Source organism: Bowmanella pacifica, assembly GCF_014645355.1.
In the GTDB taxonomy this organism is placed as follows: domain Bacteria; phylum Pseudomonadota; class Gammaproteobacteria; order Enterobacterales; family Alteromonadaceae; genus Bowmanella; species Bowmanella pacifica.
In genome coordinates, this window is record NZ_BMLS01000002.1 from 455,767 (window position 1) to 482,753 (window position 26,987).

22 protein-coding genes are annotated in these 26,987 nt (G+C 50.1%); 9 read left to right on the forward strand and 13 right to left on the reverse strand.

Features of this window, described 5'->3' with window-relative positions; translation table 11 throughout:
- Nucleotides 1-13: 13 nt before the first annotated feature.
- The 4 genes from IEX02_RS08150 to IEX02_RS08165 all read right to left on the reverse strand — a co-directional run bounded on the left by IEX02_RS08150 (nt 14) and on the right by IEX02_RS08165 (nt 3,180).
- Nucleotides 14-532, reverse strand: a complete 519-nt coding sequence (locus IEX02_RS08150; RefSeq protein ID WP_188693019.1) for a hypothetical protein — start codon at nt 530-532, stop codon at nt 14-16.
- Entirely contained in the window at nt 516-1,916 is a 1,401-nt protein-coding gene (locus tag IEX02_RS08155; protein WP_188693022.1) for an MATE family efflux transporter, read from the reverse strand. Before IEX02_RS08155 ends, IEX02_RS08150 begins: the two co-directional genes overlap by 17 nt.
- A gap of 150 nt (nt 1,917-2,066) precedes the next feature.
- The gene (locus tag IEX02_RS08160) at nt 2,067-2,420 is read right to left on the reverse strand and encodes a Fis family transcriptional regulator (RefSeq protein WP_188693024.1); all 354 of its coding nucleotides are present in this window, start codon (nt 2,418-2,420) and stop codon (nt 2,067-2,069) included.
- A gap of 205 nt (nt 2,421-2,625) precedes the next feature.
- Nucleotides 2,626-3,180, reverse strand: coding sequence for a DUF7010 family protein (locus tag IEX02_RS08165; protein WP_188693027.1), 555 nt, complete (start codon nt 3,178-3,180; stop codon nt 2,626-2,628).
- 220 nt (nt 3,181-3,400) lie between these two features.
- Here IEX02_RS08165 and IEX02_RS08170 point away from each other — a divergent pair, with 220 nt between their 5' ends.
- Complete coding sequence (locus IEX02_RS08170) at nt 3,401-3,910, forward strand: hypothetical protein (protein ID WP_188693030.1); 510 nt, start codon at nt 3,401-3,403, stop codon at nt 3,908-3,910.
- Here the strand turns inward: IEX02_RS08170 and IEX02_RS08175 are convergent.
- A complete protein-coding gene (locus IEX02_RS08175) occupies nt 3,900-4,496 on the reverse strand; it encodes an acyl carrier protein phosphodiesterase (RefSeq protein WP_188693033.1) in 597 nt (198 codons plus the stop codon). The genes IEX02_RS08170 and IEX02_RS08175 overlap by 11 nt on opposite strands.
- A gap of 219 nt (nt 4,497-4,715) precedes the next feature.
- Here IEX02_RS08175 and IEX02_RS08180 point away from each other — a divergent pair, with 219 nt between their 5' ends.
- A complete protein-coding gene (locus IEX02_RS08180) occupies nt 4,716-6,869 on the forward strand; it encodes a S46 family peptidase (RefSeq protein ID WP_188693036.1) in 2,154 nt (717 codons plus the stop codon).
- 37 nt (nt 6,870-6,906) lie between these two features.
- On the opposite strand, the gene IEX02_RS08185 is transcribed toward IEX02_RS08180, so the two are convergent.
- Together IEX02_RS08185 and IEX02_RS08190 are read right to left on the reverse strand one after the other, a co-directional pair.
- Nucleotides 6,907-7,884, reverse strand: coding sequence for a catalase family peroxidase (locus IEX02_RS08185; RefSeq protein WP_188693038.1), 978 nt, complete (start codon nt 7,882-7,884; stop codon nt 6,907-6,909).
- 126 nt (nt 7,885-8,010) lie between these two features.
- Nucleotides 8,011-8,436: a DUF3010 family protein gene (locus tag IEX02_RS08190; RefSeq protein WP_188693041.1), complete on the reverse strand. Its 426-nt coding sequence runs from the start codon at nt 8,434-8,436 to the stop codon at nt 8,011-8,013.
- A gap of 208 nt (nt 8,437-8,644) precedes the next feature.
- On the opposite strand from IEX02_RS08190, the gene IEX02_RS08195 reads away from it, so the two are divergent.
- Nucleotides 8,645-9,946 (forward strand): M20/M25/M40 family metallo-hydrolase, encoded by a 1,302-nt coding sequence (locus IEX02_RS08195; protein WP_229702152.1) that lies wholly within the window; start codon nt 8,645-8,647, stop codon nt 9,944-9,946.
- A gap of 48 nt (nt 9,947-9,994) precedes the next feature.
- Here the strand turns inward: IEX02_RS08195 and IEX02_RS08200 are convergent, their stop codons facing one another.
- On the reverse strand, nt 9,995-11,836 hold the full coding sequence (locus IEX02_RS08200; protein WP_188693044.1) for a LamG-like jellyroll fold domain-containing protein: 1,842 nt from the start codon (nt 11,834-11,836) through the stop codon (nt 9,995-9,997).
- A 78-nt stretch (nt 11,837-11,914) separates the two neighbouring features.
- A complete protein-coding gene (locus tag IEX02_RS08205; RefSeq protein WP_188693047.1) occupies nt 11,915-14,914 on the reverse strand; it encodes a TonB-dependent receptor in 3,000 nt (999 codons plus the stop codon).
- 337 nt (nt 14,915-15,251) lie between these two features.
- Between IEX02_RS08205 and IEX02_RS08210 the strand changes: the two genes are divergently transcribed.
- On the forward strand, nt 15,252-15,974 hold the full coding sequence (locus IEX02_RS08210; RefSeq protein WP_188693050.1) for a UTRA domain-containing protein: 723 nt from the start codon (nt 15,252-15,254) through the stop codon (nt 15,972-15,974).
- A gap of 53 nt (nt 15,975-16,027) precedes the next feature.
- On the opposite strand, the gene IEX02_RS08215 is transcribed toward IEX02_RS08210, so the two are convergent.
- Entirely contained in the window at nt 16,028-17,374 is a 1,347-nt protein-coding gene (locus tag IEX02_RS08215; protein ID WP_188693053.1) for a serine hydrolase domain-containing protein, read from the reverse strand.
- Nucleotides 17,375-17,601: 227 nt separating this feature from the next.
- Complete coding sequence (locus IEX02_RS08220; RefSeq protein WP_229702153.1) at nt 17,602-18,726, reverse strand: S-(hydroxymethyl)glutathione dehydrogenase/class III alcohol dehydrogenase; 1,125 nt, start codon at nt 18,724-18,726, stop codon at nt 17,602-17,604.
- Between the two features lie 97 nt (nt 18,727-18,823).
- Here IEX02_RS08220 and IEX02_RS08225 point away from each other — a divergent pair, with 97 nt between their 5' ends.
- Complete coding sequence (locus IEX02_RS08225; RefSeq protein WP_308422486.1) at nt 18,824-19,720, forward strand: LysR substrate-binding domain-containing protein; 897 nt, start codon at nt 18,824-18,826, stop codon at nt 19,718-19,720.
- Between the two features lie 51 nt (nt 19,721-19,771).
- Here IEX02_RS08225 and IEX02_RS08230 read toward each other — a convergent pair whose 3' ends face one another.
- Both IEX02_RS08230 and IEX02_RS08235 read right to left on the reverse strand, forming a co-directional pair.
- Nucleotides 19,772-20,332 carry a DUF922 domain-containing Zn-dependent protease gene (locus IEX02_RS08230; RefSeq protein ID WP_188693056.1) on the reverse strand — a complete coding sequence of 187 codons (561 nt, stop codon included), beginning with the start codon at nt 20,330-20,332 and terminating at the stop codon, nt 19,772-19,774.
- A 189-nt stretch (nt 20,333-20,521) separates the two neighbouring features.
- Complete coding sequence (locus tag IEX02_RS08235) at nt 20,522-20,920, reverse strand: hypothetical protein (protein WP_188693060.1); 399 nt, start codon at nt 20,918-20,920, stop codon at nt 20,522-20,524.
- 328 nt (nt 20,921-21,248) lie between these two features.
- Here IEX02_RS08235 and IEX02_RS08240 point away from each other — a divergent pair, with 328 nt between their 5' ends.
- The 4 genes from IEX02_RS08240 to IEX02_RS08255 all read left to right on the forward strand — a co-directional run bounded on the left by IEX02_RS08240 (nt 21,249) and on the right by IEX02_RS08255 (nt 26,556).
- The gene (locus tag IEX02_RS08240) at nt 21,249-22,859 is read left to right on the forward strand and encodes a hypothetical protein (RefSeq protein ID WP_188693064.1); all 1,611 of its coding nucleotides are present in this window, start codon (nt 21,249-21,251) and stop codon (nt 22,857-22,859) included.
- A 14-nt stretch (nt 22,860-22,873) separates the two neighbouring features.
- Nucleotides 22,874-23,356, forward strand: a complete 483-nt coding sequence (locus IEX02_RS08245; protein ID WP_188693067.1) for a hypothetical protein — start codon at nt 22,874-22,876, stop codon at nt 23,354-23,356.
- Nucleotides 23,357-23,704: 348 nt separating this feature from the next.
- On the forward strand, nt 23,705-25,003 hold the full coding sequence (locus IEX02_RS08250; RefSeq protein WP_188693072.1) for a methyl-accepting chemotaxis protein: 1,299 nt from the start codon (nt 23,705-23,707) through the stop codon (nt 25,001-25,003).
- 266 nt (nt 25,004-25,269) lie between these two features.
- Nucleotides 25,270-26,556 (forward strand): GGDEF domain-containing protein, encoded by a 1,287-nt coding sequence (locus IEX02_RS08255; RefSeq protein ID WP_188693074.1) that lies wholly within the window; start codon nt 25,270-25,272, stop codon nt 26,554-26,556.
- The last annotated feature ends 431 nt before the right edge of the window (nt 26,557-26,987 follow it).

Below are 26,987 nucleotides of genomic sequence, written 5' to 3' on the forward strand. Positions count from 1 at the left end.
GGCTCTTTTCAGATCAACACCCCGTTATCCGCCCCAGTTTGTATTCCAAACGCACCAGGGCCAGCTTATCCCAAGCTTCACTTGGGTAACCTTCAAGCAGGTTTCGCGACAATCTCTGCCAGTCAAAGGTATCTGGGGCAGGCAACCCCAGAATATCTGCATACACAGGCTCGGCCACCACAAACTGATGTTTGTACGGATAAAGACAATAACGAGGGTCGGACAGCATCTCCCTGGCTTGGGCATAGTGCGCAAACCAGAGGTTAACTAAGCTACCACAGGCATTTTCGTACCAGAAAGTACCAAAGTCGGCTCCTTGTTCTAACGGCAATGAGCCACTTAATACCTGCTTAGCGTGGTGCCAGTCCTTAAATCCCAAACGACGGGCCAACAGCGTTTGGCAATGTTTCAGTTGCCAGTCTTCATTTTGTACGTGGGGTGACTGACTTAACCAGCTTGGCATTTGTCCTTCACGTATTTCTTTAAGCAACTTTTTCGAGCGCACTTTTAGCTCATTAACGGCCAGCTGCATAAGCCACCTCCTTCGTTACTGTTGGCCATAGACTCTGTCGGTTAAGCACAACCAGACAGGTTACTAACACCACTGACATCAGTTCTGCGCCAGGAAAGGCGTACCACATCACATCTAGCCCGGCCCACCAAGCCAGTACCACCAGCAGCGGGATCATAAACAGGTAGGTTTTCGCCATGGAGACAAACAACGCCAAACCCGGTTTACCCAAGGCCTGCATAGTCGCGATGGCTACAGCACTAATTCCTGCAATAGGTAAGGCCATATACAGTACCTGAGCAATGTCGCTCGCCATGTTGATTTGCATTACGTCATGGCTGAACATCCCAGCAATCGCCGGCATTGTCAGCCCCAGTAATAAGGCCATCAAGCTGAGGTACCCGGATATGGATAACAGCGCCAACTTAACGCTCCGGCCTGCCAGTTCAAGGTTTCCCGCACCAGCATGGTAGGCGGTCATGGTTTGACAACTGTGGGTCATGGCTATCATTGGCAAGGTGATAAAGATACTGATCCTACCCAAAATACCGTAAGCCGCGAGCAGGCTCTCCCCCTGCATATTCGCCAGCCTGGCTATTTGGATAGTGCAGGTCAACATTACCAAAGCGCCGCCTAGATACATCAGCGTTACCGGTAACCCCTGCAGTACAATTTGCTTGGCCCATGGGCTTTGCCACGCCGGCCTTAATGCCGTGCGCAGCGAAGGCATACGTCCCAAGGCCCTTAACGCATAAAGCCAGGCCAGACACTGCGAGAGCAAAGTAGCAAAAGCGGCACCTGCCACGCCCCAGTTCAGCGCAATGATAAACACAGCATCCAGGGCAATATTGCTTACCGCCCCCAACAGTATGGTGAGAAACAACACATTGCTGTGCCCCACACCACGATGAATATCCGCCACCAAGGACAAACTAAACAGCGCAATAGTCCCAATGCCGCTGATCATCAGATACAGCCAGGCATGATGGTAGAGCTTATCGCTCAGCCCCATTTCGCCGAGCAGCCAAGGCCCGGCAAACAGGGTTAGTATGGCCACCAACAGGGCAAAACCGAGCGCCAAACTGTTCGCCGTGCCGATGATACGGTGGCAATCCTGTAAGCGCCCAGCCCCAAGGCTGCGGCTTAACAATACGGATGCACCATTACTGAATAACGCCGCCAGAGACACCAGGGCAATTTGCAAAGGGAACACAGCCGATACCGCAGCAAAGGCGTCAGAGCCGACAAAACGCGCTATAAACATGGCGTCGACTAAGGTATGTACACCATTTAACAGCATACCCACGGCCATGGGCACACTGAGTTTAAGAAACACAGATAGCACGGCTGGGGACGAAAGTAGTGAAGAAGTGGATGTCGCAGCGACATCACTATTGCTAGTCACAATTCAATTCTCCTAAGTTTACTGGCATTCCGCAAAGCCAACTTAGTTCAAATTGAACCGTCAAATAGGGATTATCAGAGTGAATTCATCTTCTGCGGACAGGCGTCTCTGTCACCTGAGGCGCTAATAATAGGCCTCAGAATGACGATGTCAACCACGAAAACGTTCCAACCTGGCTTCCCAGTTTCCACCGTCTTGCGCCATACAAGCTTCTTCATTATCCATCCGCACATTGCGGCGGATATCTTTGGGACGAATACCGGCTTTGAGCAAGCGGGTCTGAATTTCCTTACGCATTCTGACATCCAGACTATCGCTTAACACTTGTTGCATCTGGGTTTGGGTCACAAATACACAGCTCACCACCAGGCTGTCGGGAAAGCGATTATGACTGACCGTATGGGTTAACCAATCAAAGCCGATATCCCAGCGTTTAAACTCCTCGCACGCCAGTGTCAGGGCATTGATGAGATTTTTTTCCAGTTTCGCGGTGGTTTTGTTCATTATGAATTTCCGGCTCGGGCTTGATTCTGTTGAGACAGGCAAGCTTTACCACTCGCCTAATACTGCGCTAAGTACCACACCGGGTGTCATGAGTGAAATAAATTCTATAACGGCATACCTTTTTCAACGATGCCTTTAGTCGCCAATACATAAGTTTTGCAGGCGAGTTAGACCAATAACACAGCGCATCGGCTCTGCGTCCACTTCACAGGCAGGCATGTACGCCAGACATCATCTTTCTATTCTGCTGATAAAGAATCAAAGCGAAGATAACCTCAATAGCGCCACCAGCAAAGGCCCCAACAATAAAGGGCACGGCGAGTAGAGTTAGAATAAACCCAGAAAGCATTAGCATTCCCCCCAGTGCCCAGTAAACGTTTAAACCGTACAGCGTCTGAAAAGTTAAATACCTGGCACCAATAATGATCAACATCACGGGATAAAATAGAGCACTGTTTAGCTGAGCTATAACAAAGGCAATAAAAAGACCACCAAAGAGTATACCTAAGCCCTCAATGGCCAACTTACCCAACATGTTGTCAGATGAATGCTTGCCCGTTGAGCCAAGTAATTTAGAAAAGACGATAGCTAATGGAAAGATGAACATACCACCAATAAATAACGTCATCATACTTGCCACTGACGAAGCATAAAGGCCGACAGCGCCTGCCAAACACCAAATTATGCCTGAAGCCAGCGCGCCTGTTGCACCGCCCAAATAAGCACGACGCATATCCGATTGTGACTCAATGAAATTCATTTATCTTCAATACCCATCGTTGGTTAAAAGAACTAACTTACCTGAAATCCGAATTCTATGGACAGTTTTACCTTGAACAAAGAAAGTCGCCCTAAACCCTGGCGTCCTATGCCATTAATTGACGTATAGAGACAATTTGTACGTGACAAGTTTTACTAGAAATACATAATACAAACAAATAGTTAGTTGTTTCATCCGAAATAAAGCAAAAATGAGAAAAATGAAGTTATCCATAGTGAAAAGAGTCTTAAGCAGTATCGTAGTTGTCTTTCTCGCCGCCTGTAATACAGACCATGGCCCCCGAGAACAGCCTTTACAGATAGTAGACGTAACAATTCATACCGATTCACAGGCCGCGCCAAGAGAAAGTCATCGCCTTATCATGCATTTCAACCGGGCACTCACCGAACAAGAGCTCTCATCCGCACGGGGACATGTCACCCCGAGATATACCTATGGTTTTACCTATGAGATTGAAACAAACAGCGGTCATAAAATTGAACGCAAGCGAACCAAAGACATTATGCAGTACTTCATTCGGGACAAAGGTAAAGCTTATCTCCTGACCTCGGAAAGTGATCATCATCCATTAAGAGGCTTTAACAGCGAAGTGGATAAAGCCTTTCAGTCAGGCAATATAAGCAGTATAAAAGTGCAGCTTTTTCAGCAAGATAAGCAGGATAAGGACGCCAACTACCAACTGTTGCAGGAAATCACCTTTAGCCAATAATGCCCCGCTCTGGGCTTTGCTGCTGAATATGGTTTAACAATTCAGGAAAAAACCGGACAAAACAGGCTTCAAATTCCTGGTAATGACGCTCAATCTCTTCCACGCTGCCAGCAAATTCATGGCTAAAACGGATGCGTCCGGCGATGCGGTCAAGGGCAAAGCCTACTCCATCAAGCTGGGCATAGCTGGCCAGCCATTGTTGGTTGATCATACTGCCCACCACCCTTTGCATTCTCAGTGGCATAACCGCCATACGCTTGTCCAGGCGATGGTAGGCCAGCTCACAAAACGGCGCAAAGCCCACATCACTGTATTTGTGCCAGTGGCGAATCAAAAAATGGTCAAACAGCACATCCAGGGCAATACCGGCAAAGCGGCGGCGCTTGGCACTAAACAAGGTTTTGGCAGCCCTGACATCTGGATGCGTGTCGGTAAAACGGTCCACCCTTCTGTGATTATCCAGGCCAGCCAGTATGGGCAATGAGAATTGCGATGTATCCACCCCCCGACAAAAATCCCCGAGCAGATTGCCCATATGCGAGTCGGCAGTTGGCTTAGCCAGAAATAAATGCGCAAGATAGTTCATAACTCTCAGTGTAATGACCCGGTCGCAGGCCGTCTATTTTAAAGCAATCCTCTTGTCACCTGACCTAGCAATACCAAGCGAGATTCCCCTCCTGTCATCCTCGCTTTCCACCTGTTAGCGCATTCCTGCTGCACTTCCCCGCCCCCAGTATTGACAAGGGACGCAGTGGCAAACACCATTGCCGCTCTTCGTCTTTTATAACAACGAGAAAATAACCTCATGAGAATGTCCTTACTTGCACTGGCGTTCGCCAGCAGCACCGTATTTGCCAATGAAGGCATGTGGATGCCAAAACAGTTGCCTGAGATTGCGCCGCAACTGAAAGCCGCCGGCCTGGCCCTTGACCCTGCCACTTTGACCAAACTGACCGAGTTCCCTATGGGCGCCATCGTCAGCCTGGGCGGCTGTTCCGCGTCTTTTGTTTCTCCTCAGGGACTGGTTGCCACCAACCACCACTGTGTGTACGGCAGCATTGCCCACAACTCCACGCCGGAGAATGACATTCTGACCAATGGCTTTTTAGCCGATACCCTGGATGCAGAATTGCCAGCCCGCCCAGGTAGCCGCATTTTTGTCACCAAAGCGGTGCAAGAAGTCACGGATAAGGTCATCGATGCCAAGACCGCCAAGCTGAGCGGTAAAAAGCGTGTCGATGCCATTGAAGCTAACCAAAAGGCGCTGGTTGCCGAGTGTGAGAAAGACGAAGGTCACCGTTGTACTGTGGCTGCTTTCTACGGCAGTCTTGAGTACTACATGATCAAGCAGCTTGAGATCAAAGATGTACGTTTGGTACATGCACCGCCGTCCGGTGTAGGTAAATTTGGTGGTGACACCGACAACTGGATGTGGCCGCGCCACACTGGTGATTACAGCTTCTATCGCGCTTATGTAAGTCCGGAAGGTAAGTCTGCCGATTTCAGTAAAGACAATGTGCCTTACACCCCAGACTTCCATTTAACCATTGCCAAAGAAGGCGTGAAAGAGGGTGATTTCGTGATGGCTCTGGGTTATCCCGGCCGTACCAACCGTCATCGTCTGCCCAGCGAAGTGGCTGAAACTTTCGAGTGGAGCTACCCCAACGTTGTGCAGGACTACCGCGATGCACTGGATATCATTGCTCGTGAAACCGCCGACAACAAGGACGCAGAGCTGAAGTATGCCAGCCGCGTTGCCGGTTTGAACAACTATATGAAAAACCGTCAGGGCATGCTGGACAGCTTCGCCGACAGCGATTTTCTGGAACGCAAAAAAGCCGAGCACGCAGAGTTGACCGCCTGGGTTAACAGCAGCCGCGAGAACAAAAAGGCCTACGCTAAAGATCTGGTCGCTATCGAGAAGCTTTTAGGTGAGCGTCATAGTCAGGACCGCACCGATCATCTACTGGATGCCGCAGCCCCTCGCCTGCTTGGTACGGCACGTGGTCTGTACCGTCTGGCGCAGGAAAGCACTAAGCCGAATGCAGAACGTAAAGCTGGTTTCCAAGAACGTGACCTGCCCAGATTCAAATCCTTCGTTGCCGCCATGGAACGCAGCTTTGATGTTGGTGTAGAAAAGGCCCTGGATCTACACGATCTGAAGAAATACGCTGCCCTGCCGAAAAAGCAGCGTAATGCCGCGTTTGATAAAGTCATGGGCATTAAAAACAAGATGAGCGATGCCGAACTGGTCGCCCTGATTGACAGCTGGTACAGCAATACCCAACTGACCTCACTGGAAAGTCGTCAGGCATTGCTGGAGAGCACACCAGAGCAGTTTGCCAAATCAGACGATTTCTTTGTTAAAGCCGCAGTAGCCTTGTACAAAGGTGACCTGAAACGCGAAGCCAATGAAGAAGAACTGGCCGGTAAAATTCAGCAAGCTTATGCCAGCTATATGCGCGCCAAAATCGCCTTTATGCACGACCAAGGCAAGGCCGTATATCCGGATGCCAACAGCACCCTGCGGGTGACATTCGGTAACGTCAAAGGTCGCGGTCACGGTACCGAAGACGGCAATGCCTGGGCACCATTCACCACCTTGCGTGGTATCACCCAGAAAGCTACCGGTGAAGGCGAGTTCAATGCCCCACAGAAACAGCTGGATGCCATCAAAGCTAAGCAATACGGTGACTACAAGGTTGAAAGCCTTAATTCTGTACCGGTGAACTTCCTGGCCACTTTGGATATTACTGGCGGTAACTCTGGCTCTGCGGTATTAAACAGCAAAGCTGAGCTGGTAGGTCTGGCCTTTGACGGCACCTTGGATTCAATCATTTCTGACTGGGATTTCAACCCGGCCAACACCCGTTCTATCCAGGTAGACCACCGCTTTATGCTGTGGCAAATGGAACTGGATGGCGCCGATAATCTGCTAAAGGAAATGGGCGTTAAATAACCCAAAAGGGAGCTTAGGCTCCCTTTTTTTATCCCTGTTACTGGCCGCTCAAGCGTTTGCCAAAAGAGATAGCATAGGCCGGTGAGCGCATTCTCAGTACCGGGTCGTTACTTGAGACAAAACCGCGGGACAACTGATTGGGATCAAAATTAATCGCCGTACAGCTCTCGCCCCCGGCACGGCTTAAACGCACCTTGCCAAGCAACACCTGCTGCCTGTCAGCGGGCCACCGGCTGGACGGGTCAATATCACTGTCGCCCGGCTCGCCCAGGCTGGCCATCAAACGATAACTCACCTCCCCTGTGGCAATTTGCTCAGCCAGCGTCTCTGCTAAAAAATCCGCAGACTTCGCCTTAGCCTCTTCAGCTTCCAGAGTTTTAACACCCGCCTCGGGTATCAACTGCCAGCGAAACTTGATCTGAGATTCATCCTTAGGCTGAAAAAAGAACGTATGCAAACCAAAAAATTCGGTGTTGGCATATGAGGCCGGCGTTTTGGCACTTTTCAGCCAGGCATAATGTTCCTGAACACTGGGATGCGCAGCGACATAATCGGCCATTCGTTTGGGATCGCGCAGGCCTTGTTCATCGGGTAGCAGGGTGGATAAAAAGCCATAAAAAGTGTGCGGATCTTTGCCGGCGAAAACCGGAAAGTTGTTGCCGGTAAAATTATGCTTGCTGCCATCTGGCAGACTTATCTGTATGCCCATGCCGCGGGTACCAGGGGCACGTTCATCGGCCGCCGGGTTACCGCCCCCCACCGAGAAACGCACGCTAAGTGGCAGACTTCCCTGACTCAGCAATGGGGCGGAAGCAAAGGGACCGGTGGCTGCAGGTTCAAAAACACCGGCTGCACAAACGCCGCGAGCGTGTGTCTTACGCAGGCCAGGATGTTTGCCCGCCATCTTTTCAAACAATTGAATAAAGTCCAGCGCCTGCACTTGGGCAGTCGCAAGCCCGGAAAAACTGAGCAGTAGTAAGGAACCAGGCAGTAAAAAGCCTTTTTTCAGAGTCATCGCATCCTCCAGTGTGATTCTGTCAGGGTGCATAGACCGCGTGCGAAGGTGAGAACTTTCCGAACGTCAGAAAAAAATCATGCGGCTGCCGACAGGCTAGCTGATTAGCAACCGCATTGGGATAAATCAGGCGTTTTGCATTAACCAGGCATAGGCCGTCGTAAAAGCGCTCTCCTGGAACTGCTTAAGACCGGTTTCGGCAAACTCCACCGAAACGGGATTGTGCTTGAGTGACTCTTTCATATCGGTGCTGCCGTACACAATAGTCTCAACGCCTTCAATCAGCTCAATGGCGGCTTCCAGTTTAAAACCGATAGCACCGCCCGCAAATTTCCCTTTCATTGGGCGCTGACGAATAATCACTTTATCTATTTTGTAATCCTCTAACAGCTTGGCCAGGGTACTCTGGAACTGGCGCAGACCTTCGGCACTGTTGTCACTTAAGGTCAGACGACGAGCCCGGCAATCGGGAATATGAAACAGCCCGTTGGTTAAGGACAACAGACACAAATTCGCCTCGTTGCTTTTTAATTCAATACCACAGACTTTCATTATCTATCCCCGTCAATTACAAAAGCGCGATTATAACGTTAAAAGCCTGCTGGCCGGGATACGCTTTTAAAGATTTATTCCCTACCAGCTGTATTCGCTGAGCTGTATCCCAGAATTTATCGCTTTAGCCGCGATCAGCCATTACTCGCACTCGCCCCGGCCTTAGGAATTTGCCATAGTAGCCTTACCCATTTGCTACAAGTGACCGATGATGAAACCAACCACCCTTATTGCCTTCGCCCTGAGTGCGCTGTTAAGCCAAACCGCGCAGGCAGACTTAACCGCCAGCGAAAGTAAGCTGGTTAGCCATATTGACCAAAGCAATCCCCAGGCACTGGCCTTGCTGGAACAGGTGGTCAATATTAACAGCGGCACTATGAACTTTGCCGGGGTTAAACAGGTGGCCGACGTGCTGATCCCGGAGTTTGAAAAACTGGGTATGCAAGCCCGTTTTGACAGTGGTGAAGCCTTTAACCGCGCCGGGCATCTGATTGCAGAAATTCATGGGGGCAAAGGGCCTAAGCTATTGTTAATTGGCCACCTGGATACGGTATTTGAACCCGACAGCCCGTTTCAGCGCTTTGAGCGTATCGACGAACATACCGCCAAGGGCCCCGGCATCGCCGATATGAAAGGCGGCAATATCATTATTTTGCAAGCCCTTAAGGCATTACATAAAGCCGGTGAGCTGGCTGATATGAATGTGATGGTGATCATGACCGGCGATGAAGAGCTAAGCGGCAGACCGCTGTCTTTATCCAAAAAGGCGCTGGTCGATGCGGCCGAATGGGCCGATATTTCGCTGGGGTTTGAAAACGGCGACGGTAATCCCAAAACCGCCAACGTTTCCAGACGCGGCTCGGTAGATTGGAGCCTGAAGGTCAAAGGCGTCCCCTCCCATTCCTCACAAATCTTTCAGGACAGAGTGGGCGCCGGGGCCATTTATGAAGCGGCCCGTATTCTGAACAGTTTTTATGAAGAACTGCGCAGCGAAGATCTGCTGACCTTTAACCCTGGCCGCATTATGGGCGGTACCACAGTTAAACATGACCCCGTCAGCAACAGCGGCAGCACCTTTGGCAAAAACAATGTGGTGGCAGAGAGCGCCATTGTGACCGGCGATATCCGGGCCGTGTCATTGGAGCAACTACAACGGGTACAGCAAAAAATGTGCGCCATTGTGGCCAGAAGCCTGCCGCAAACCAGCGGTAGCATTGAATTTGGCGATGGCTACCCGCCTATGGGGCCCAGTGACGGTAACCGCACCTTGCTCGGTTTATACAGTCAGGCCAGCGAAGATTTAGGCCAGGGTAAAGTGGAGGCGGTAAACCCGCTAAATGCCGGTGCAGCGGATGTATCCTTTACCGCCGCCTTTGTGGATATGGCCATTGATGGCCTGGGGATGAGCGGCACTGCCGGCCATACAGTGGATGAAACCGGCCAATTAGACTCGTTGCCCAAACAGGCCAAGCGCGCCGCTCTGCTGATGTACCGTTTAAAGCATCAGTAACAGCTTATTGTGGCGGGCTTGAGTGTCACCTCTGCCCGCCCTTTCACCTTAGTTTGCCATTAACCACTGTGCCGGTTTAAGGGCGCGGCCGGTCAGGCGGATTTCAGCAATATCGCCGTAAAACGGATTTGCATATTCCCCTTTACTGCTGCTAATACCCACCAGCCAATCCTTACCCGGCATTAACAAAGCGCCTGGCTGTTCAATCTCGGCGGTGCGCATCACCCTGGCTCCATTTACATATAAGGTGTTGTGTTTACCGTCGTTTACCACGGCCACATGATACCACTGCTGTTTATTCAGCGACCAGGACCAGTTGGAACGCGATGCCTGATTAGACGACAGTGACACCCATTGCAGCTCCATCAGGCTCGATGCCGCCAGTACCATGGCTGAGTCGCTGCCTTTGCAGGCCAACTGGTGAAATTCACATACCTGCTGATGACTGGCCTGCTGGGCAAAGATCCCAGACCAGCTATGTTTATCTGCGTGCCATTGGGGCGGAAAACGGACAACCGCCTCCAAGGTAAATTCCGACAACGTACTTGAGGCGTCATCCAATGCGGATTCGGCCTTGAGAAATACGCCTTTGTCCTGCCCTTTCTCACCGTCGCCTTTAAAACGCAGTGCTCCAACAGCATGACCAAAAGGCGGCCTCTCGCCGCTTTGTTCAATCCAATCAGACTGTTGCGACTTGGCGGTATTCAGCGACGCCAATGCCATATGCTGACCACGGCCGGACAAGTCAGCAAACAGCATATCGCCGTTGGCGGCGGTTAACTGATGCTCATTGTCAAAGATCCAATAGCCCAGCGTACCGTCAATATTGCCGGGGTAACGCCCCAGGGTAGACTGGTTAAAATCACTCAGACGCGCTTTAAGATCCATGGCAATGCTAAATTCCCAGCGGCTCAGCTCGTCGTGAGCCTGACGCTCGGCAACAGGAATGGCCGCCACCCAGGGCGAGAAGGAGCGAAAATTCAGCGCCTGACCGGCAAAGTCAAACTCCACCAGTTGCAGCATGCCGTTACCGCCCCAGAAATTGGACTGGTAATCCACCAGCAACATCACCACCTCTCGGCCATAAGCATTTTTAGCGCGTTTTACCGCTTCACCGTGGTGATGACCGTTAAAGGTCATAAAAATTTGATCGTTATCTTTAATCAGTTTGTCCCACAGGTAAGCGCCATGACCGGTAAAAAACGCCTGCCCGTCGGCATCCACATTCAGCAGCTGATGGGTAGTTAGAATCACCGGCACATCCGGGTGCGCGTCCAGGGCCTGTTGCGCCCATGCCAGCGTTTGCTCAGACACCCGCCAGTCCAGCGCCATCACCATGAAGTGCTGATTATTGGCCTCAAACAGGTGGTAACGGTTAAAACCTGTTGTGTCATAGCCTGCCAGGGTTGCATCCTTCTTCGCCAAACGCTGGGGCGAGAAGTACTGAATAAAGGGCTCCTGCGCTCCGTTTCGCATCATATCCTGGTTGTCGTTAATGCCGCCTTGCACGTACGCCATCAGATCATGATTACCAGCCAGCACTGAGTAGGGGGTAGCCGGGTTTTGCTCCAAAATAGCCAGTGCCTGGCGGGCCGCCTGCCATTCACTATCATGATGGGGCAGGTCAACCACATCACCCAGATGCATGCTGAAGCGGATATTCTGTTTAGCATAATTGTCTGCAATCCAGCGGGTTTGAGCGCTGAAACGCTCGGGTGAATAACGGCTGTATTTTTGAGTATCGGGAATAACCGCCAGGGTAAAAGGCGGTTTACTGCTGTTTGTATTCGCCTTGGCGGCATCGGCAGGGCCAGACTGACAGCCACTTAGCCAGCTCAGGCTGAAAAGCCAGACCAGCGCCAGTAGCCGACGGGAATGAATCAGTGTCATGTTGCATCCTGTAAAGGCAGGGAAATAAACAAAAACAGCCCCCGCTTAAACAAGCGGAGGCTGTCTATCAACTAAGGCTTAGAAGTTGTAATTCAAACCAACGTAGAAGCGACGACCGGCATAGCTGGCGTTGTATAAACGTGCCTTGCTGTCATCACCCAGATAGCTCTTAGACTCAGACTCGGTGAGGTTGATGACCGAGGCTTGCAGGCTCAGGGCTTCATTAATGCTGTACGAGGCATTCAAATCCACCTGGTCGTAAGCATCCTGAATTTCATCCAGGCCATTAACCTTACCCAGCACTACATCACCGCGCTTGTTATAGGAAGCGCGCACGCTGAAGCTGTCGTTTTCATAGAAGGCCGACAAGTTGTACTGGTACTCGGCACTGCCCACCAGCACAGACTCACCAATCTTCTGACCGTTAAAGCTCACATCAGCCTGGTTGGTGTCGTTATAGGTGTAGTTACCGTACACACCAAAGCCGCTGTCGAAGTTGTGCTGGAAGAACACTTCCACCCCTTTAGACTTGGCATTGGAGCCGTTAGCCCAGGTATTGTAAGGGCTGATGGTGATGTCACCGGCTTCAACTACCCCAGGCTCGCCATCAAAATAGCGGCTGTAGCTGATCTGCATGGGCACGATAAAGTTATCGATGTCTTTGTGGAACAACGCCATACCCAGCGCAGAACCTTCACCGTAGTAGTATTCAACCGACAGATCGAATTGCACTGACTCAAAAGAGTCCAGGTTCTTGTTACCACCACGGCCTTCAAAGCCTTCTGTGTCACCAAACTCACCGCGGTCTTCCGCCCATTTTTCACTGGTATAGGCAAGCGCTTCTTCACGGCCCAGTTCAAAATAGTCCGGGCGGGCAATAGTTTTAGCCGCCGCTGCACGAACCACCAGGTTATCGCTGGCGTCCCACACCAGGTTCAGGCTAGGTAGCAGGTGGGTCTCGGTTTTTTCTACCGTGACCGGGTTGATAACTTCGTACTGACGCACATCTTCAGGCAACTCTTCGCCAGTGACATCGTCATAGTAATCAAGGAAGTACTCATTGATTTCATTAGATAACGTAGCACGCTCGGTACGCACATAACGTAAGCCAAGATTACCACGCAGGCTGTTGTGGTCGAAGTCGGCCTGCACATAAGCAGCGGTGATGTCTTCTTCTATGCTGTAGTCATAGATTTGCTTTTCCCAGTAGTAATCCTGGTAATTGCTTCTGACAATCTCACGGTACTTATCCCAGTTGATGGTAGGCATCAGGTTGATATTAAAACCACCGATGATGTTGTCTTCCGGGTTGTCGTTAATCACGTCTTTAAAGGCTGGTACGCCAGGACCATTAGTGTCGTTGTCGTAGGTATCACCCTCTTCCAGATTCGCCACCTCATCGGGGCTTAGGCCGGGCGTCCACCACAAGGTATCACCGGTAAAGCGCTCCAGTTCGGTATTACGATACTTAAGACCCGTGCGCAGGCGGTTTACCGGTCCCCAATCAACATCAAAATCCAAATCCAGCTGTGCGTAAGTTTCTTCCAGCTCGCTTTGCTCCCAGCCCGATGAGATAGAGCCGCGATCCGGCGTACCACCCAGACCGTTTTGGATGTTAGTCAGCGTATCCGGATCCAGATACATGCTGATGGTGTCATTTGTCAGTGACCATCCGGCGGTTTGCGAGGCATTATTATGGTTGTACAGAGTATTACCGTTGGCATCGGTCATCACGTTGCCGTTAGCATCCAGCCTGGCTTCAGAGCGATGGCTCTTGTAAGCGACTTTCCAGTCTTCGGTTGGGCCACCTTCTGCCTTGGTGTTACCCACAACGAACTTAGCCGAGAAACTATCGCCCAGATAGTTAAAGTTCAGATCCACCGTATCAGAGCTATTCTCAATACGCTGATAACCACCGCGGTACCAGGGGAATTCCAGCGCTACTTCGTTGCCGCTGGCGGTAGCAGAGAAATCAGCACCGGTAATAATGGAGTCGGTTTCATCCACTGTCATACCTACCAAACGGTCAGGACGGTAGTGCCATTCAGGCATATCCACGTAGGACATAGTGCGGTTCTGACCCAGGGTAAAACCAAAGTAGTTCACACCCAGCTCAATGCGATCGGTAGGACGCCATTGGCTGCTGATCTGAATACCTTCGCGCTCACGATCTTCTTTTACCACCCCGGTACGCAGACCACGGGGCAACCAGTAACCTTCGTATTGTTTGCCACTGGCGTCGGTAACGGTATTCCAGTAATAAGCATCATCCACCGGGTTACCATTGGCATCCAGGGCCTGCGCAGTGCCATTGGCTCTGTCTTCAGGATCAGCCGTATACATGGAGTAATACATGTCGCCGCTGAGGGTACGGTTAGTTCTGTCCTGCTTGGTGTAGCCGGCCAGGATCCCGAAAGTTTCATCCTCATTTTTCCACGAGTACAACCCGGCAAACTGCGGCTCGTGATCTTCGGTCACATCGGCATAAGTACTTTCTATATTAATAATGCCTGAGTTGGCATCCATCTCCAGCGGCTTACGGGAATGCAGAATCACGCTGCCACCAACACCACCTTCATCCAGACGGGCTTCCGGGGTTTTAAACACTTCCACTCTGCCAATCATCGACGACGGCAGCAGCTTGTAATCAAATGAGCGCGACGGCTTGCCCGGCGATGAGGCAATGAAGTTGCCGTTTAACTGAGTCAGGGTCAGGTCGGAGTTTAAACCACGAATACTAACGGTAGCGCCTTCGCCGCCGTCACGCTGAATAATAATGCCGGGAACCCGCTGCAAAGAATCCGCAATGTTTTTATCCGGGAACTTACCAATGTCTTCGGCGGTAATGGCCTCCACCACGGCATTAGACATGCGTTTTACCGCCAGGCTTTCTGCCATACTGGCGCGGATACCGCGCACTTCCACCACTTCCATGCCCTCTTCTACGGACTGAAAGCCCTCAGACTGTTGGGCGTTGGCCTGGGAACAGGCGGCCGCCACTGACAAACAAAGCAATGAGCGCATAAAGGATTTGTTCAAACCGGCTTTGCCCTTTTGAGACTGCTGTAAATTCTGCATAACTAGGTTCCTAGCGATCTAATAGATTTCAATTCACCAATACGTCCGACTGCCTGACTTCCCTGCGCACTTACCTTTTCTGTTCGTCAGCGCTGCGTCTCCACCTTGCGACCGGTTCTGTCAATAATGAGCGGAACCAAACCGTCTTTTAGGTTTCAAACGCAAATTGGTACGTTCCAAAACCCCGCCACAGTACGTGCGATGAATGACAGTTTTATGAAAGAAAAATTAATTTGGTACGTACCAAACGAAGGGCTGATTATCTTGTTACAAAAGGGATAGCGTGCTATCAAAGATTTTTAAGCCTGCATAACACCTTGTTAAAAAGCGAGTGACAATGTCTGACAATAACAGCTTTGCTTATGCTGCAGTAAGAGAAGCCATCAGCGAGCAGATCCAACATGGCAAACTAGCGGAAAACCAGCCGCTGGCCGCTGAACGGGATCTCTGCGAGCAATTTCAGGTATCCCGCTCCACCCTGCGTCAGGCGCTATCACAACTGGAAAACATGGGGCTGATTTACCGCAAGAACCGCTCAGGCTGGTATGTTTGTCCACGCAAGTTACGCTATGAACCGACGCGTCATGTATCCTTTTTAGACTATGCGGTGGCACAAGGTTTTACCCCCACCACTCGCCTCCTGTCAGTGCAAAAAATAAAAGCCGGCGCTAAGCTGAGTCAGTTGATGGAGCTGGATGGCAGAAGCACAGTCACAGCCCTCACCCGTTTACGGGCGGTTGATGGACGACCGGTATTAATGGAACAGATCTACTTTAATCAGCGGCATTTTCCCGGCCTGGAAAAACAGGATCTGAGTCTGTCTATCAACGCTATGCTGAAAAACCACTACCACCACCACGCCCTAAGCACCCAAATCAGCATAGAGTCCTGCTGCCTGTTTACTCCGGCTGCCGCCCATCTGGGTGTTAATGACGGGGCGTTGGGACTCAAAGTACAACGCACCTTGCGCAACGCTGAAGGTGAAATCATCGAGTTTGATGAAGAGCTTTGGCGACATGATGCTTTAGTGGTGGAGAATCATGCCCATATTCAGATGTAGTTGAGCGAAGGCCGTCTTTTTAAATAAACGGCCTGATAGGTCAATAATTAGCGTTATTTGGTTTGGCGCTGATATTGATAGGCACCACCACCTTGATTCAGCACAAAGCCAGAGGCAGGTTTGTCATGCTCTAATACAAATGCCAAACGAATACCGGCCTGTTCAAACACGAACTCTCGACCACTGATAGCGGTTAATGGAAACGCCCCCTGCCCAGTGGCCTGGGCAAAGAGCGCTTCGCCATCGATAAAGACCTTGATATCCAGCGGCAGTTGACTAGAGCCGTAGTCACCCACAAAGCGCTGCAAATCCATGTCTTTAGCGTCTATGGCCTTAACGAATTCAGGCGGGCGCACCGGCATATCAAAATAGGCACTCAGCATCGCGATCAACATGTCGTTAAATGCATAATTCACGCCGTTGGACAGCGCAGTGATGGCCAGCCCCTTTTCCGGCAAATAAGCAGAAATGGAAACAAAACCGTCGATGCTACCCTTGTGACCAAGTAGCTGATATTGATGAAATGGCATAGGGAATAAAGCAAAACCATAGCCTGGTTGCAATGCACGCATCTGTTTAAGCGAGTCGGCCGACAGCAGTTTGCCGTTAAACAGGGCGGCAAAGAATTGATTCAACTCAGTTGGTGTAGATACCAGCGCCCCCGCGCCAAAGGGTACGCTCATGTCACTCTCACTGGCACGCTGCCACTGGCCCTGCCATTGATAAGACAAGGCCTGATTAAGCTCTGGGGTAATCTTGCCGCCGTAGCCGGTGCGTTTTAATCCCAGTGGCTGAATAATCTGGGTATCGAGCAGGTCGGCATAAGTTGTACCACTGACCTTCTCAATAATCAGGCTGAGCAGATAGTAATTGGTATTGGAATACGCCTGTTTTTCATCGGGGGCGAAGTCAGGAGGTAAGGCCAACATTCTATCCAGCATCTGCTTCTGGCTCTGTGGGCTTTGCATATACAGGCCATAATCCTGGGCATTGGTGAAATTGAACAGCCCTGAGCGGTGGGCCAGCAAATGCTCAACCGTGATTTTGTCACTGTTGGGAAACTCGGTGAAATAGCGGCTAAGGGGCCAATCTAATTGCAATTTTCCCTGCTCAACCAATTGCATCACCAGTACCGCAGTAAAAGTTTTGCTGATTGAACCGATGCGCAGTTGGGTATCGGCATTTAGCGCCTGCTGGCTTTCAACCTCAGCATAGCCCTGCTGATTGGCATAAATCGGCCGGCCATTTTCACTTAGCGCGACACTGAGCATCATTTTATTGTGCTGGCCCAGTTGGGCCAGATAGTGATCCAGTTGTTCCTTGCCTCTAACCGACATATCCGCAGCCACCGGCAGGCTAAGCCCAAGCAAGGCCAGCAAACCAATCCATCGTTTATACATTTTCAGTTCCCTCTTTGAATTTACCCAAAGATTACCGCCAAGCTTCGAAGCAAGCCAGTATGATTTGTAAGTAGATTGTATGCTCATATGGCAGGAGTCTGGCCGCGGTCTATGCAGGGGAAAGTCAGCCGCAACATGGGGTAAAGGTTCGGTGGTGTCCGCCTTAAGACAACGCCATGTATCAGAAAAGAAGCCCCTGGATAGGGGCTTATAAACTTGCCAGTGATTTAGAAATGAATCACCGAGCGAATGCTTTTGCCTTCGTGCATCAAACCGAACGCTTCATTGATGGCTTCCAGCCCCATAGTGTGGGTAATAAAGTCATTTAATTTAAATTCCCCTGCCAGGTAGCGTTCTACGTAGTCGGGTAGTTCGCTGCGCCCTTTTACGCCACCAAAGGCGGTGCCGCGCCACACCCGGCCAGTTACCAGTTGGAAAGGTCGGGTGGAGATTTCCTGTCCAGCCCCGGCTACGCCAATAATCACCGACTCGCCCCAGCCCTTGTGACAGCATTCCAGTGCCGAGCGCATCACGTTGACATTGCCGATACATTCAAAGGAATAATCCACACCGCCGTCGGTCAGCTCAACAATCACATCCTGAATCGGCTTGTCATAATCCTTGGGGTTAATGCAGTCGGTGGCGCCAAGCTGTTTCGCAAGGGCAAACTTACTCTCGTTAATATCTATGGCCAGAATACGACCGGCCTTGGCCATAGCGGCGCCAATGACAGCACTAAGTCCAATGCCACCTAAGCCAAAAATCGCCACGGTATCACCGGGCTGCACTTTGGCGGTGTTCATCACTGCGCCCATGCCGGTGGTGACACCACAGCCCAGCAAACAGACTTCTTCTAACGGCGCTTTAGGATTGATCTTAGCCAGGGCAATTTCAGGTAATACGGTATATTCAGAGAAAGTAGAACAGCCCATGTAGTGGAAAATCGGCTGACCATTGATGGAAAAACGCGAGGTACCATCCGGCATCAGACCTTTGCCCTGGGTGGCGCGGATTTTCTGGCACAGGTTGGTTTTACCCGACAGACAGAATTTGCACTCACCGCATTCGGGTGTGTAAAGCGGAATAACATGGTCACCAACACTGAGGCTAGTTACACCTTCCCCCACAGACTCCACAATGCCGCCGCCTTCATGCCCCAAAATAGCCGGAAAGATCCCCTCAGGATCCTCACCCGACAGGGTGAACGCATCGGTATGACAGACGCCAGAGGCAATCACTTTAATTCGCACCTCACCGGCTTTAGGCGGAGCAACGTCCACTTGCTCAATTTTCAGGGGCTCACCCGCCGCCCAGGCAACCGCAGCGCGGCAACGTATGCTTTGTGCACTCATCGCTTATTCCTCACAATAAAATATGAAGAGATCCTACATTAGCCACCACAGAGTGATAATATCCACAGAATAAATTCACTATTACACATATGTAACAATGAGCTATATCCCTGCTTGGAATGGCATTGCCGAATTTGTTTGTGTGGTGGAAACCGGCAGCTTTACCGCTGCCGCCCAACGGTTGCAGGTGTCCACCGCCCAAGTCAGCCGCCAGGTTAATCAGTTGGAACAGCGCCTGGGCGTGCAGCTACTGCACCGTACCACGCGCAAAGTGAGAGTGTCTGAAACCGGCCAGCGCTACTATCAGCAGTGCCGCCAACTGATGGACGGTTTTGAGGACGCTGAGCAAGCCTTGCAGGAGCTGCAAAGCACGCCCAAAGGTAAGATTCGTCTTACCGCCCCCATCACTTACGGGGAGCGGATTCTGATGCCGCTGCTAATTGATTTTCAGGAGAACTATCCACAGCTCAGCCTCGAAGTAGAACTGACCAATGCCCGTTTGGATATTGTCGACAGCGGCCTGGATCTGGCTATCCGCCTGGGCCGGTTGGAAGACAGCCGCTTACGTTTTCGCAAACTGGCCAGCCGCAATGTTTACACCTGCGCCTCACCCGCTTATATCCAGACTTATGGCCAGCCGACCACATTAAACCAACTAAAACGCCATAATTGTTTGCTCGGTTCGCTGGGCTACTGGCGTTTTAAGGACAACGGTCAAGAGCGCAATATCACAGTAAATGGCAGCTTGCGCTGTAATAGCGGCGTGTCACTGTTATATGCCGCCGAAAAGGCACTTGGCATAGTACAACTCCCCGAAGAATATGTGCTGGAGAAGATTCAGCAAGGTGAACTGATAGAAGTATTGGCCCCATACAGGCCCGACAGTGAAGGCATATGGGGGCTGTATCCCGCCAGTCGCTGGACCGCCCCCGGTGTGGGTCTGCTGCTGGATTACTTACAACAGCATCTGCCGCAAAGCCGTGAAGACAACTAGGGGCAAACTACCCACTGAGCCATCGCTTCTTAGAAAGAGCGCGCTCATCAACTAAAGGTGCAAATGCAGCCAGGCACCTTCGGTTTCACCGTGGTTGGTATCATCATCATATTGTTTATTGGCTTTTTTCAATTCGGCCATTATCGCTTGAGCTTGTTTGTTGAGATCTTTCTCCAATGTCCGGCAATTTTCCTGTGGACCTATGGCATTGAGTTTCTGATCGATTGACGCTGCCGCCTCTTTGGCCAGTTTACCGTGGCGTTCTTCATGCAGGGCAAGATTTGGATACCAGGCATCCCATACCTGCTTAACTTCATCACTGGCCGACGCCAGTTTAGGCATAGTGTATGTCAGGGTTAAGGTGGTCTCTACCTTGGTCAATGCACATTGCTTATCGCGGGTTTTCCACCAGTACTTCCAACCAATATGGTATTTGGTATGGCCGTGAAATATCTCACCGTCTTCGCGAATAGGCGACGCTTTGTTCAGAGCAGATAAAAGCCGACCTTTCTCGCTTGCAGAGACATTATAGTGGCGGTAATTCTCTATCACTTTCGCCTCGGCCAAGCAGAATAAAGGCAAAAACAGCAATACGACCGGCAGTTTTTTCATCAACCCATCCTTGTTACACGGGGAATACCAAGCACTTATCACCACCAATTTATGGAGCACAATAAAACACAGCGCTTGGTATCAAAATCACGATGGGGGCAAGCTTAATCGCTAAGGCTTAGGTATGGCAAAAGTATTCACTATCAGGTGACATGAATCAGGACAAAATGGTCATAAGCTGCCACACAGCTATTTTCTAACCTTGGCCGCCAGATAGGGAGAAAGCAAGGTAACCAGTAACACCAAAGTCCAGAGGTTACCGTCTTTCAAGGTATAAGGTTCCAGCAACTGCTGCCAGCTATGCCCCTGAATCACATAGCCCAGCACAAACTCAAAACATAAGGTTAGTACCAGCCAGAACACCCCCACCGCCCAATAACGATGCGTGGAGCCTCGGCCCAACCAAGGCAGAGTTAGGTAAGTAACGACAAAAATACACAAACAAAGCAGTATGCCGCTGAGTATAAACGCCGCCGTTTTTACAAACAGCCCCAACAGCACCGATTCGCGAAAAATACCGTTGGCAATGGCCAGTACTAAAATACCCAACCAAATCAAAAAAGCTTTTAGGAATAGAGCATTGCGCATACTTAACCCTGGACAACAATTATTGATAGCTAGTCCCAAGAAAACTCATAACACAGTAACAATAATAATCACCGCAAGCCATTCCACCCTGCTGTTGCGCTGACATTTTCCAGCAGTTCATCACTGACTTTCGAGACTGAAAACTAGCTGCAATAAAAAGTCGCTATAACCAATCTGACAGGGATGCATCCGCTTTGGTAGGTAAATGCGTGTTTTCCCTGAATACAAAGTGAACACCTCGCCCCCTCGGTAGAAAAAACGTTCAGTAAGTGACAATATGACTTTGCCTTACTTAAGTTGTAACCTGTTGTAATTAAAGGGAACTAACATGCTCAACTCAATATACTCAGAAGCAATACGTAGGTTTTCCGGCCTGTTAATTTGCTCAATTGGCGTTCTATTCAGCACCTTCAGCCACGCCCAATCCTCAGCACTTACCGGCGTCTGGCAAGGCTCGTACAAATGCGGGCAAGGAGCCACCGGCTCAACCTTGGAGGTGCAAACCTTCGATGGTCAGCAGGGCCAGGGGGTATTTAGCTTTTATAATCTTGCCGGCCAGCGCAACGCAGCCTCCGGCAGCTACCAAGTAGACATCTACCGCCCCGCTGGGCAGCAAAATATCACCATAAAGCCCAAAGCCTGGATTAAACAGCCAGGAGGCTACTCCATGGTCGGTTTTACCCTCAACCAGGCTGGTAGCGCTTTAAATGGCAACGTCGATTTCGGTGGTTGCGACAGCATATCACTGAAGCGCCAGGATAAAAGTGCTAATACTATGGAGGACGGCAAGGGCGCTAACCAACCAGCCACTGTGAACCAAGGTCGCCCTCTGACTAGTACCCAAGACAGCCCGGGGATCTGGCAAGGTCTCTTAAGCTCACATCTGGGCTCGATTAAACGGGCTAATCCCGTCACCCTGACCTTGATCGATACGGGCGGTATCTTGCATCTGGATAGTCTCACCCAATCCTGTAAATGGCTTATCTCTGGCCAGGCCAATCAGCAGGGGCAATTCAGTGCAACGGTTTATCGTGGTAAACCCCAAAACTGCAAGAATGGCACTGTCAGCCTAAATAATGATGGCGACAAACTAGTCTTGGCTAACACACCACTGTTTAATCAGCCACTGGTGCTACAGCGCCATCTAGGCCCAGTGGAACGCCCTGCCGGCGAACCAGTTCCAGATTTTAAAGTTCTGGGCGTAGGGCTGGGAAACATGGTGGATAAACTGCAGGACCTCTCGGAGGCACCCAAGCAATTTAAGGCAGGACAACACGATAATCCCCAAGGTAACCGGCGCTTTGTGAATGCTGAAATGCCGCTCAATGCTTTATATAGTACCGTTGTTTGGCCTTTTAACACTCACCCCAACGCGCATCAGGATGTACTGTCGGCCTATGCAGTCAGGCTCAGAGGCAACCATATCTCTGCCATACAGCGTATTCACCGCCCTATGCCTAACAGTGCCCCTAATGCTTCGGCTTACGCGCAAGCTTTGCTAGCGCAATACGGTACGCCTTCACAGGAAACAGCCAAGCATAAAACCCGCACTTTTACCTGGCATTACGACAGGCAGGCGAAGCTGCTCCCCGCCACTCAGGCCGCCCGCTGCACCCCCGAAAATCCAAATGATCGCGATCAACTGCGGGCCCGCATCAGCACAGAATACGCCTGGTTTAAGCTTTACCATGGCAAAGTGACGGTCACAGAACAGACCGCTAACAGTACGCTGATCCCCGTCTCAGACTGTGGCTTTACCCTAACATACAGCCTGACGGCACAAGATAATGGCACAGTTGATAGGCTATCCGCCGTGGCCTTTGACCATACTGCTATTGCCAATAGTATCTGGCAGGACAGAGCACGCTACGCCAAAACCGAAGTCAGCCAGCAAGCAAAACGCCTGGAAAAAGGCGCGAATGCCAAGCTCAGATTGTAATTGGGGAGATAGTGATGAAAAAAGTCCTCTTTGCCACGCTATTTATAGCACTGTCTGGTTGCGCCAATATCCTTGAGGTAACCCCTATTAACACTCCACCGGAGCGTGAAAAAGCCGCGATCCCGCAAGAAGTACTGGATGATATGGAGCAAGACATTCGTAAACTGGCAGGGCAAGTGCACCATAGTCGCACCCAGGAACGAGTGTACAGTGGTAACCAGCTTGACCTGTATCGATTGGAAGCCAGACAACTTTCCATGCAAACCGACCTGCGTGATACCTACACCGGAGAGTATTATGATTGCAGCACCATAGCCGTGCGTTATCAGTTCAATCTATACAACAGCTACTATGAAAATGCCGGACGCTGGGTGCACTCTGAAAACACCGACAGCAAGTATCGTGAAGATGAGGTATGCACCTACCAAAGCTCGGGCCGCATCCGCTATACGCCGGGCAAAGAAGTTGATGTAAGCGACCAACCCAAACTGCGCTAGGTTATCAGTAAAAGCTCACCGGCATAGCAGGTGAGTTTGCTTAAGGGCACCCTAGAAGGGTGCCTTTCTGCTGTGCTATGGCTAAGTCGTACAATGACATTTCAACCACATAAAGATGCCAATTCCCCAGCCAAGTAACCAATAAAAGCTTTGTATGCTAGGCCAAAGCCCGAGATTTGTGCCCAACTCACAACAAAACCCTTCGGCATTCGAACGGACTAAAACGCTGCATTTGAAATCAACAAAACTTTAACATACAGTGACTTATCCTATGTGGTAGGACAAGTTATCACCGTACATTCCGAGAGTGAGTGTCATACTTTTGCCTGTTTAGGAACAAGCCCATTTATGAAGTTATCAATCCGTACTCAGTTAACTCTTGTAGCCATTTTACCCGCCTTAATTATTACCATTATCATCGTTGCCGCCGCGCTAACGGATATGGGAAAGATGATTCATCAACAGGCAAAAGAGTCCGCCCGTTATGTCCAAGTCAATACCGCCTCTGAAGCCTCACAAGCAGCGCTGGAAAAAACCTTTGCCGACTTCGGCCTGAAAGCAAAAGAGAGCTTATCGGCGAAGGCTATCCCCGTGATTCTGGTTTTGATGACGCTGTTAATTGCCGGTGGTTTTTTCTTAGTACGCAAAATCATGGCAAATGTTGACAGTGTGATCCGGCAGATTTCCACTATGGCAGATCCCAATACCGCCCTTGATTACAGGCTAACCATGGATGTGAGCAATGAACTGGGCATGCTGGCTAAATCTCTGAACAATATGATGACTGATATGGAAGGCGTGATGAAGGACATACGTTCATCCAGCGCCAAGGTCACCAGCAACGCCGATGAGGTCACCACCTGCACAACGGCCACCATGCAAAGTATTGACTACCTGAATGACAATATGAACAACGTGGCCACTGCCATTAACCAACTGCAAGCCTCAGCCAAAGAGATAGCACAAAATGTGCAAGCGGCAAGTGCTGAAATTCAAGAGGTTAGCCAGCAAAGCAGCCAAATGAACGAGGACTACCAAACCATGAAAAGCAATACGCAAAAACTGAATACCCGTATGGCGGACTCAGCCCAAGAGGTGGTGGCACTTGGCTCACAGGTAGAAAAAATTAATAGTATCTTAACCACTATCCAGGGCATTGCAGAGCAAACGAATTTGTTGGCATTAAATGCCGCCATTGAAGCCGCCCGGGCCGGAGAACAAGGCCGGGGATTTGCGGTTGTTGCAGATGAAGTACGCAGTCTGGCGGCAAGAACGCAGCAAAGTACGCAAGAGATCGAGACCATGATCTCGGCCCTGAAAACACTGTCTGAATCTGCGGTGCGCAATATGGAACAGTCTGAAACAGAAGTGGCCAATATGGTGGGTATGTTAAACACCAACACCCAGCAGTTTGAGCAACTCAATAGCAAGTTAAAACGTGTGACTGACTCGAACCTACAAATTGCCGCCGCAACAGAAGAGCAAAGTGCGGTAATCAGTGATATTAATCAAAACATTCATCGTGTGACCGACTTATCCTTGGAAGCTCAACAACAAGCTAATACCAATAATGACATCGTAAATGGCTTACATCTCATCGCCAAAAACCTGGATAAAACCGTCAACAGCTTTAAGGCAAACCGCTAGGAGCATCGTCTTCCAACCGGCAGCCCCAATTTCTATGGGGTTGCTATCCCGCGTAGCCATAGCTTTTTGCTTAATTTTCAAGCATATTTAAGCACGCAAGGACAGCAACGTAGGTAAGTTCGCTAGGCTTTTGTTGTTAGTTTACTTGGCAAACATTAGCCAAGTTCTGGGTTTGAGAATGTTACAAATGCTCACGCACGCCCTATTAGCTTTGTGATTTACCAGTTACAAAACGGAAGTGAGACCATTTAAATATTGAGGTTTTCATGGAGCAACGAAAGCTCTACAGTGCCGCGCTGGTCCTGCTGTTAATCATTACCTTTGTCGCCATACTGTTGCAGTTTTACTTAATGGAAAGAACGCTGCTACTTCACCCCGGCAATACAGCAAATGTCAGCGCTATCTCCGATAAAAGCATTAACGGAAAGTCTGAGGCCACCATCACCGAAAAAGACGGCAAGTGGTTGCTAACATGCCAAATCATGCCGTCTCAGTACAGTTGGCCCTTTTGCGAACTCTCGATTAACTTTTTTAAGGGCAAGACGATCGGTCAGGGGATTGATCTTTCATCCTTTTCCTCTGTCTATATTAAGGCCCGTTATCTTAATAAAGGCCACGACAGTCTGCGCTTCCAACTTCGTACCTTTAACCCGGAATATGGCCGGTTTGATAATCAGGACACATGGAAATATGTGGGCATTGAATACTGGCCTGAGCGTTCAGCGGAGTCCAATAATCTTCCCCTCAAAAGCCTGCAAGTAGCGACCTGGTGGATAGTGGAGCAGAAGCTGCCGATCAAGTACGCCGTCCCCGAATTTGATAATGTGATGGTGCTGGAACTGGCCACCGGAAATAATATTCAACCCGGGCAGTATCTTATTGAAGTGGAGTATATTGAGTTTACCGGCAAGTACTTTACCAATAGCCAAGTTCTGTTCTTTCTAATCTCCCTTTGGGTTACTTCGGCAGCATGTTTTCTGTTTTACAGTCTCAGATGGTCATACAAGCAACTAAGTGAAACAGAAAAGCGGGCGGAAGACCTGAAGCAGCTCAATCAACTGCTGAATGTTAAAACCAAAGAGCTGAAAGACCAGGCCGAGCGAGACCCCTTAACCGGTGCGCTCAACCGAGCCGGAATAGAAAAAATATTCACCAAAGAGCTGGAAGTACTGTCGCTGATGTTTATTGACATCGACCACTTTAAGTCCATCAATGACAACCATGGTCATGCCGTGGGTGATGATATTCTCAGGGAGTTTTCTAAGTTAATTAGTCAGAACTGTCGTTTCACTGACTTCCTGGCACGCTGGGGCGGAGAGGAGTTTCTATTGGTTTGTCCCAACACCGCGTTGGAAGACGCCTATGATCTGGCCCAGGCCTTACGCAAACTCATTAGCGACCATCAATGGGCAAACAATATTCGCTTAACCGCAAGCTTTGGTGTGGCCCAGCAAGGTAATGAAAGTCCCACCGCCTTTATAGAGCGCGCAGATAAAGCCTTGTACGATGCAAAAGTGCGTGGACGAAATCAGGTTGTACTCTCGGCGCACTAAGGCCGTTAAATACACCCCCAGGCCCTCGCCACAGTATCGCCTTAGCGGCACTGATGTTTATTTAATGCTCAGCTAAGCGCCCTCAAGGGACAATTCCATTATTTCATCCCCCATTACTCCCCTGCCCGAGTTGACAAGGATGTCAGGTTAAAACCCTTCCAGCAAAATAATTTATTTTTAAATTTTTTTTACATAAAGGTAAATTATTCTTGATGTTTTTTCCTGTTTTTGCTTAATTAGTCGGCACTTAGCGTTTCCGTTTTGCAATAACAGCGCGGCAAAAAGCAAAGCAGGAGGCGAAACGCTAAGTCGCTGGGGACAACCACATGGGTCTATTTAGGTACGTTACAAAAGCATCTCAACACCGCGCTTTGCAGTCCTGTAGGCTGCAACTGAGGTTTGTAGCAAATGGACATAAGAACAATGGCTAC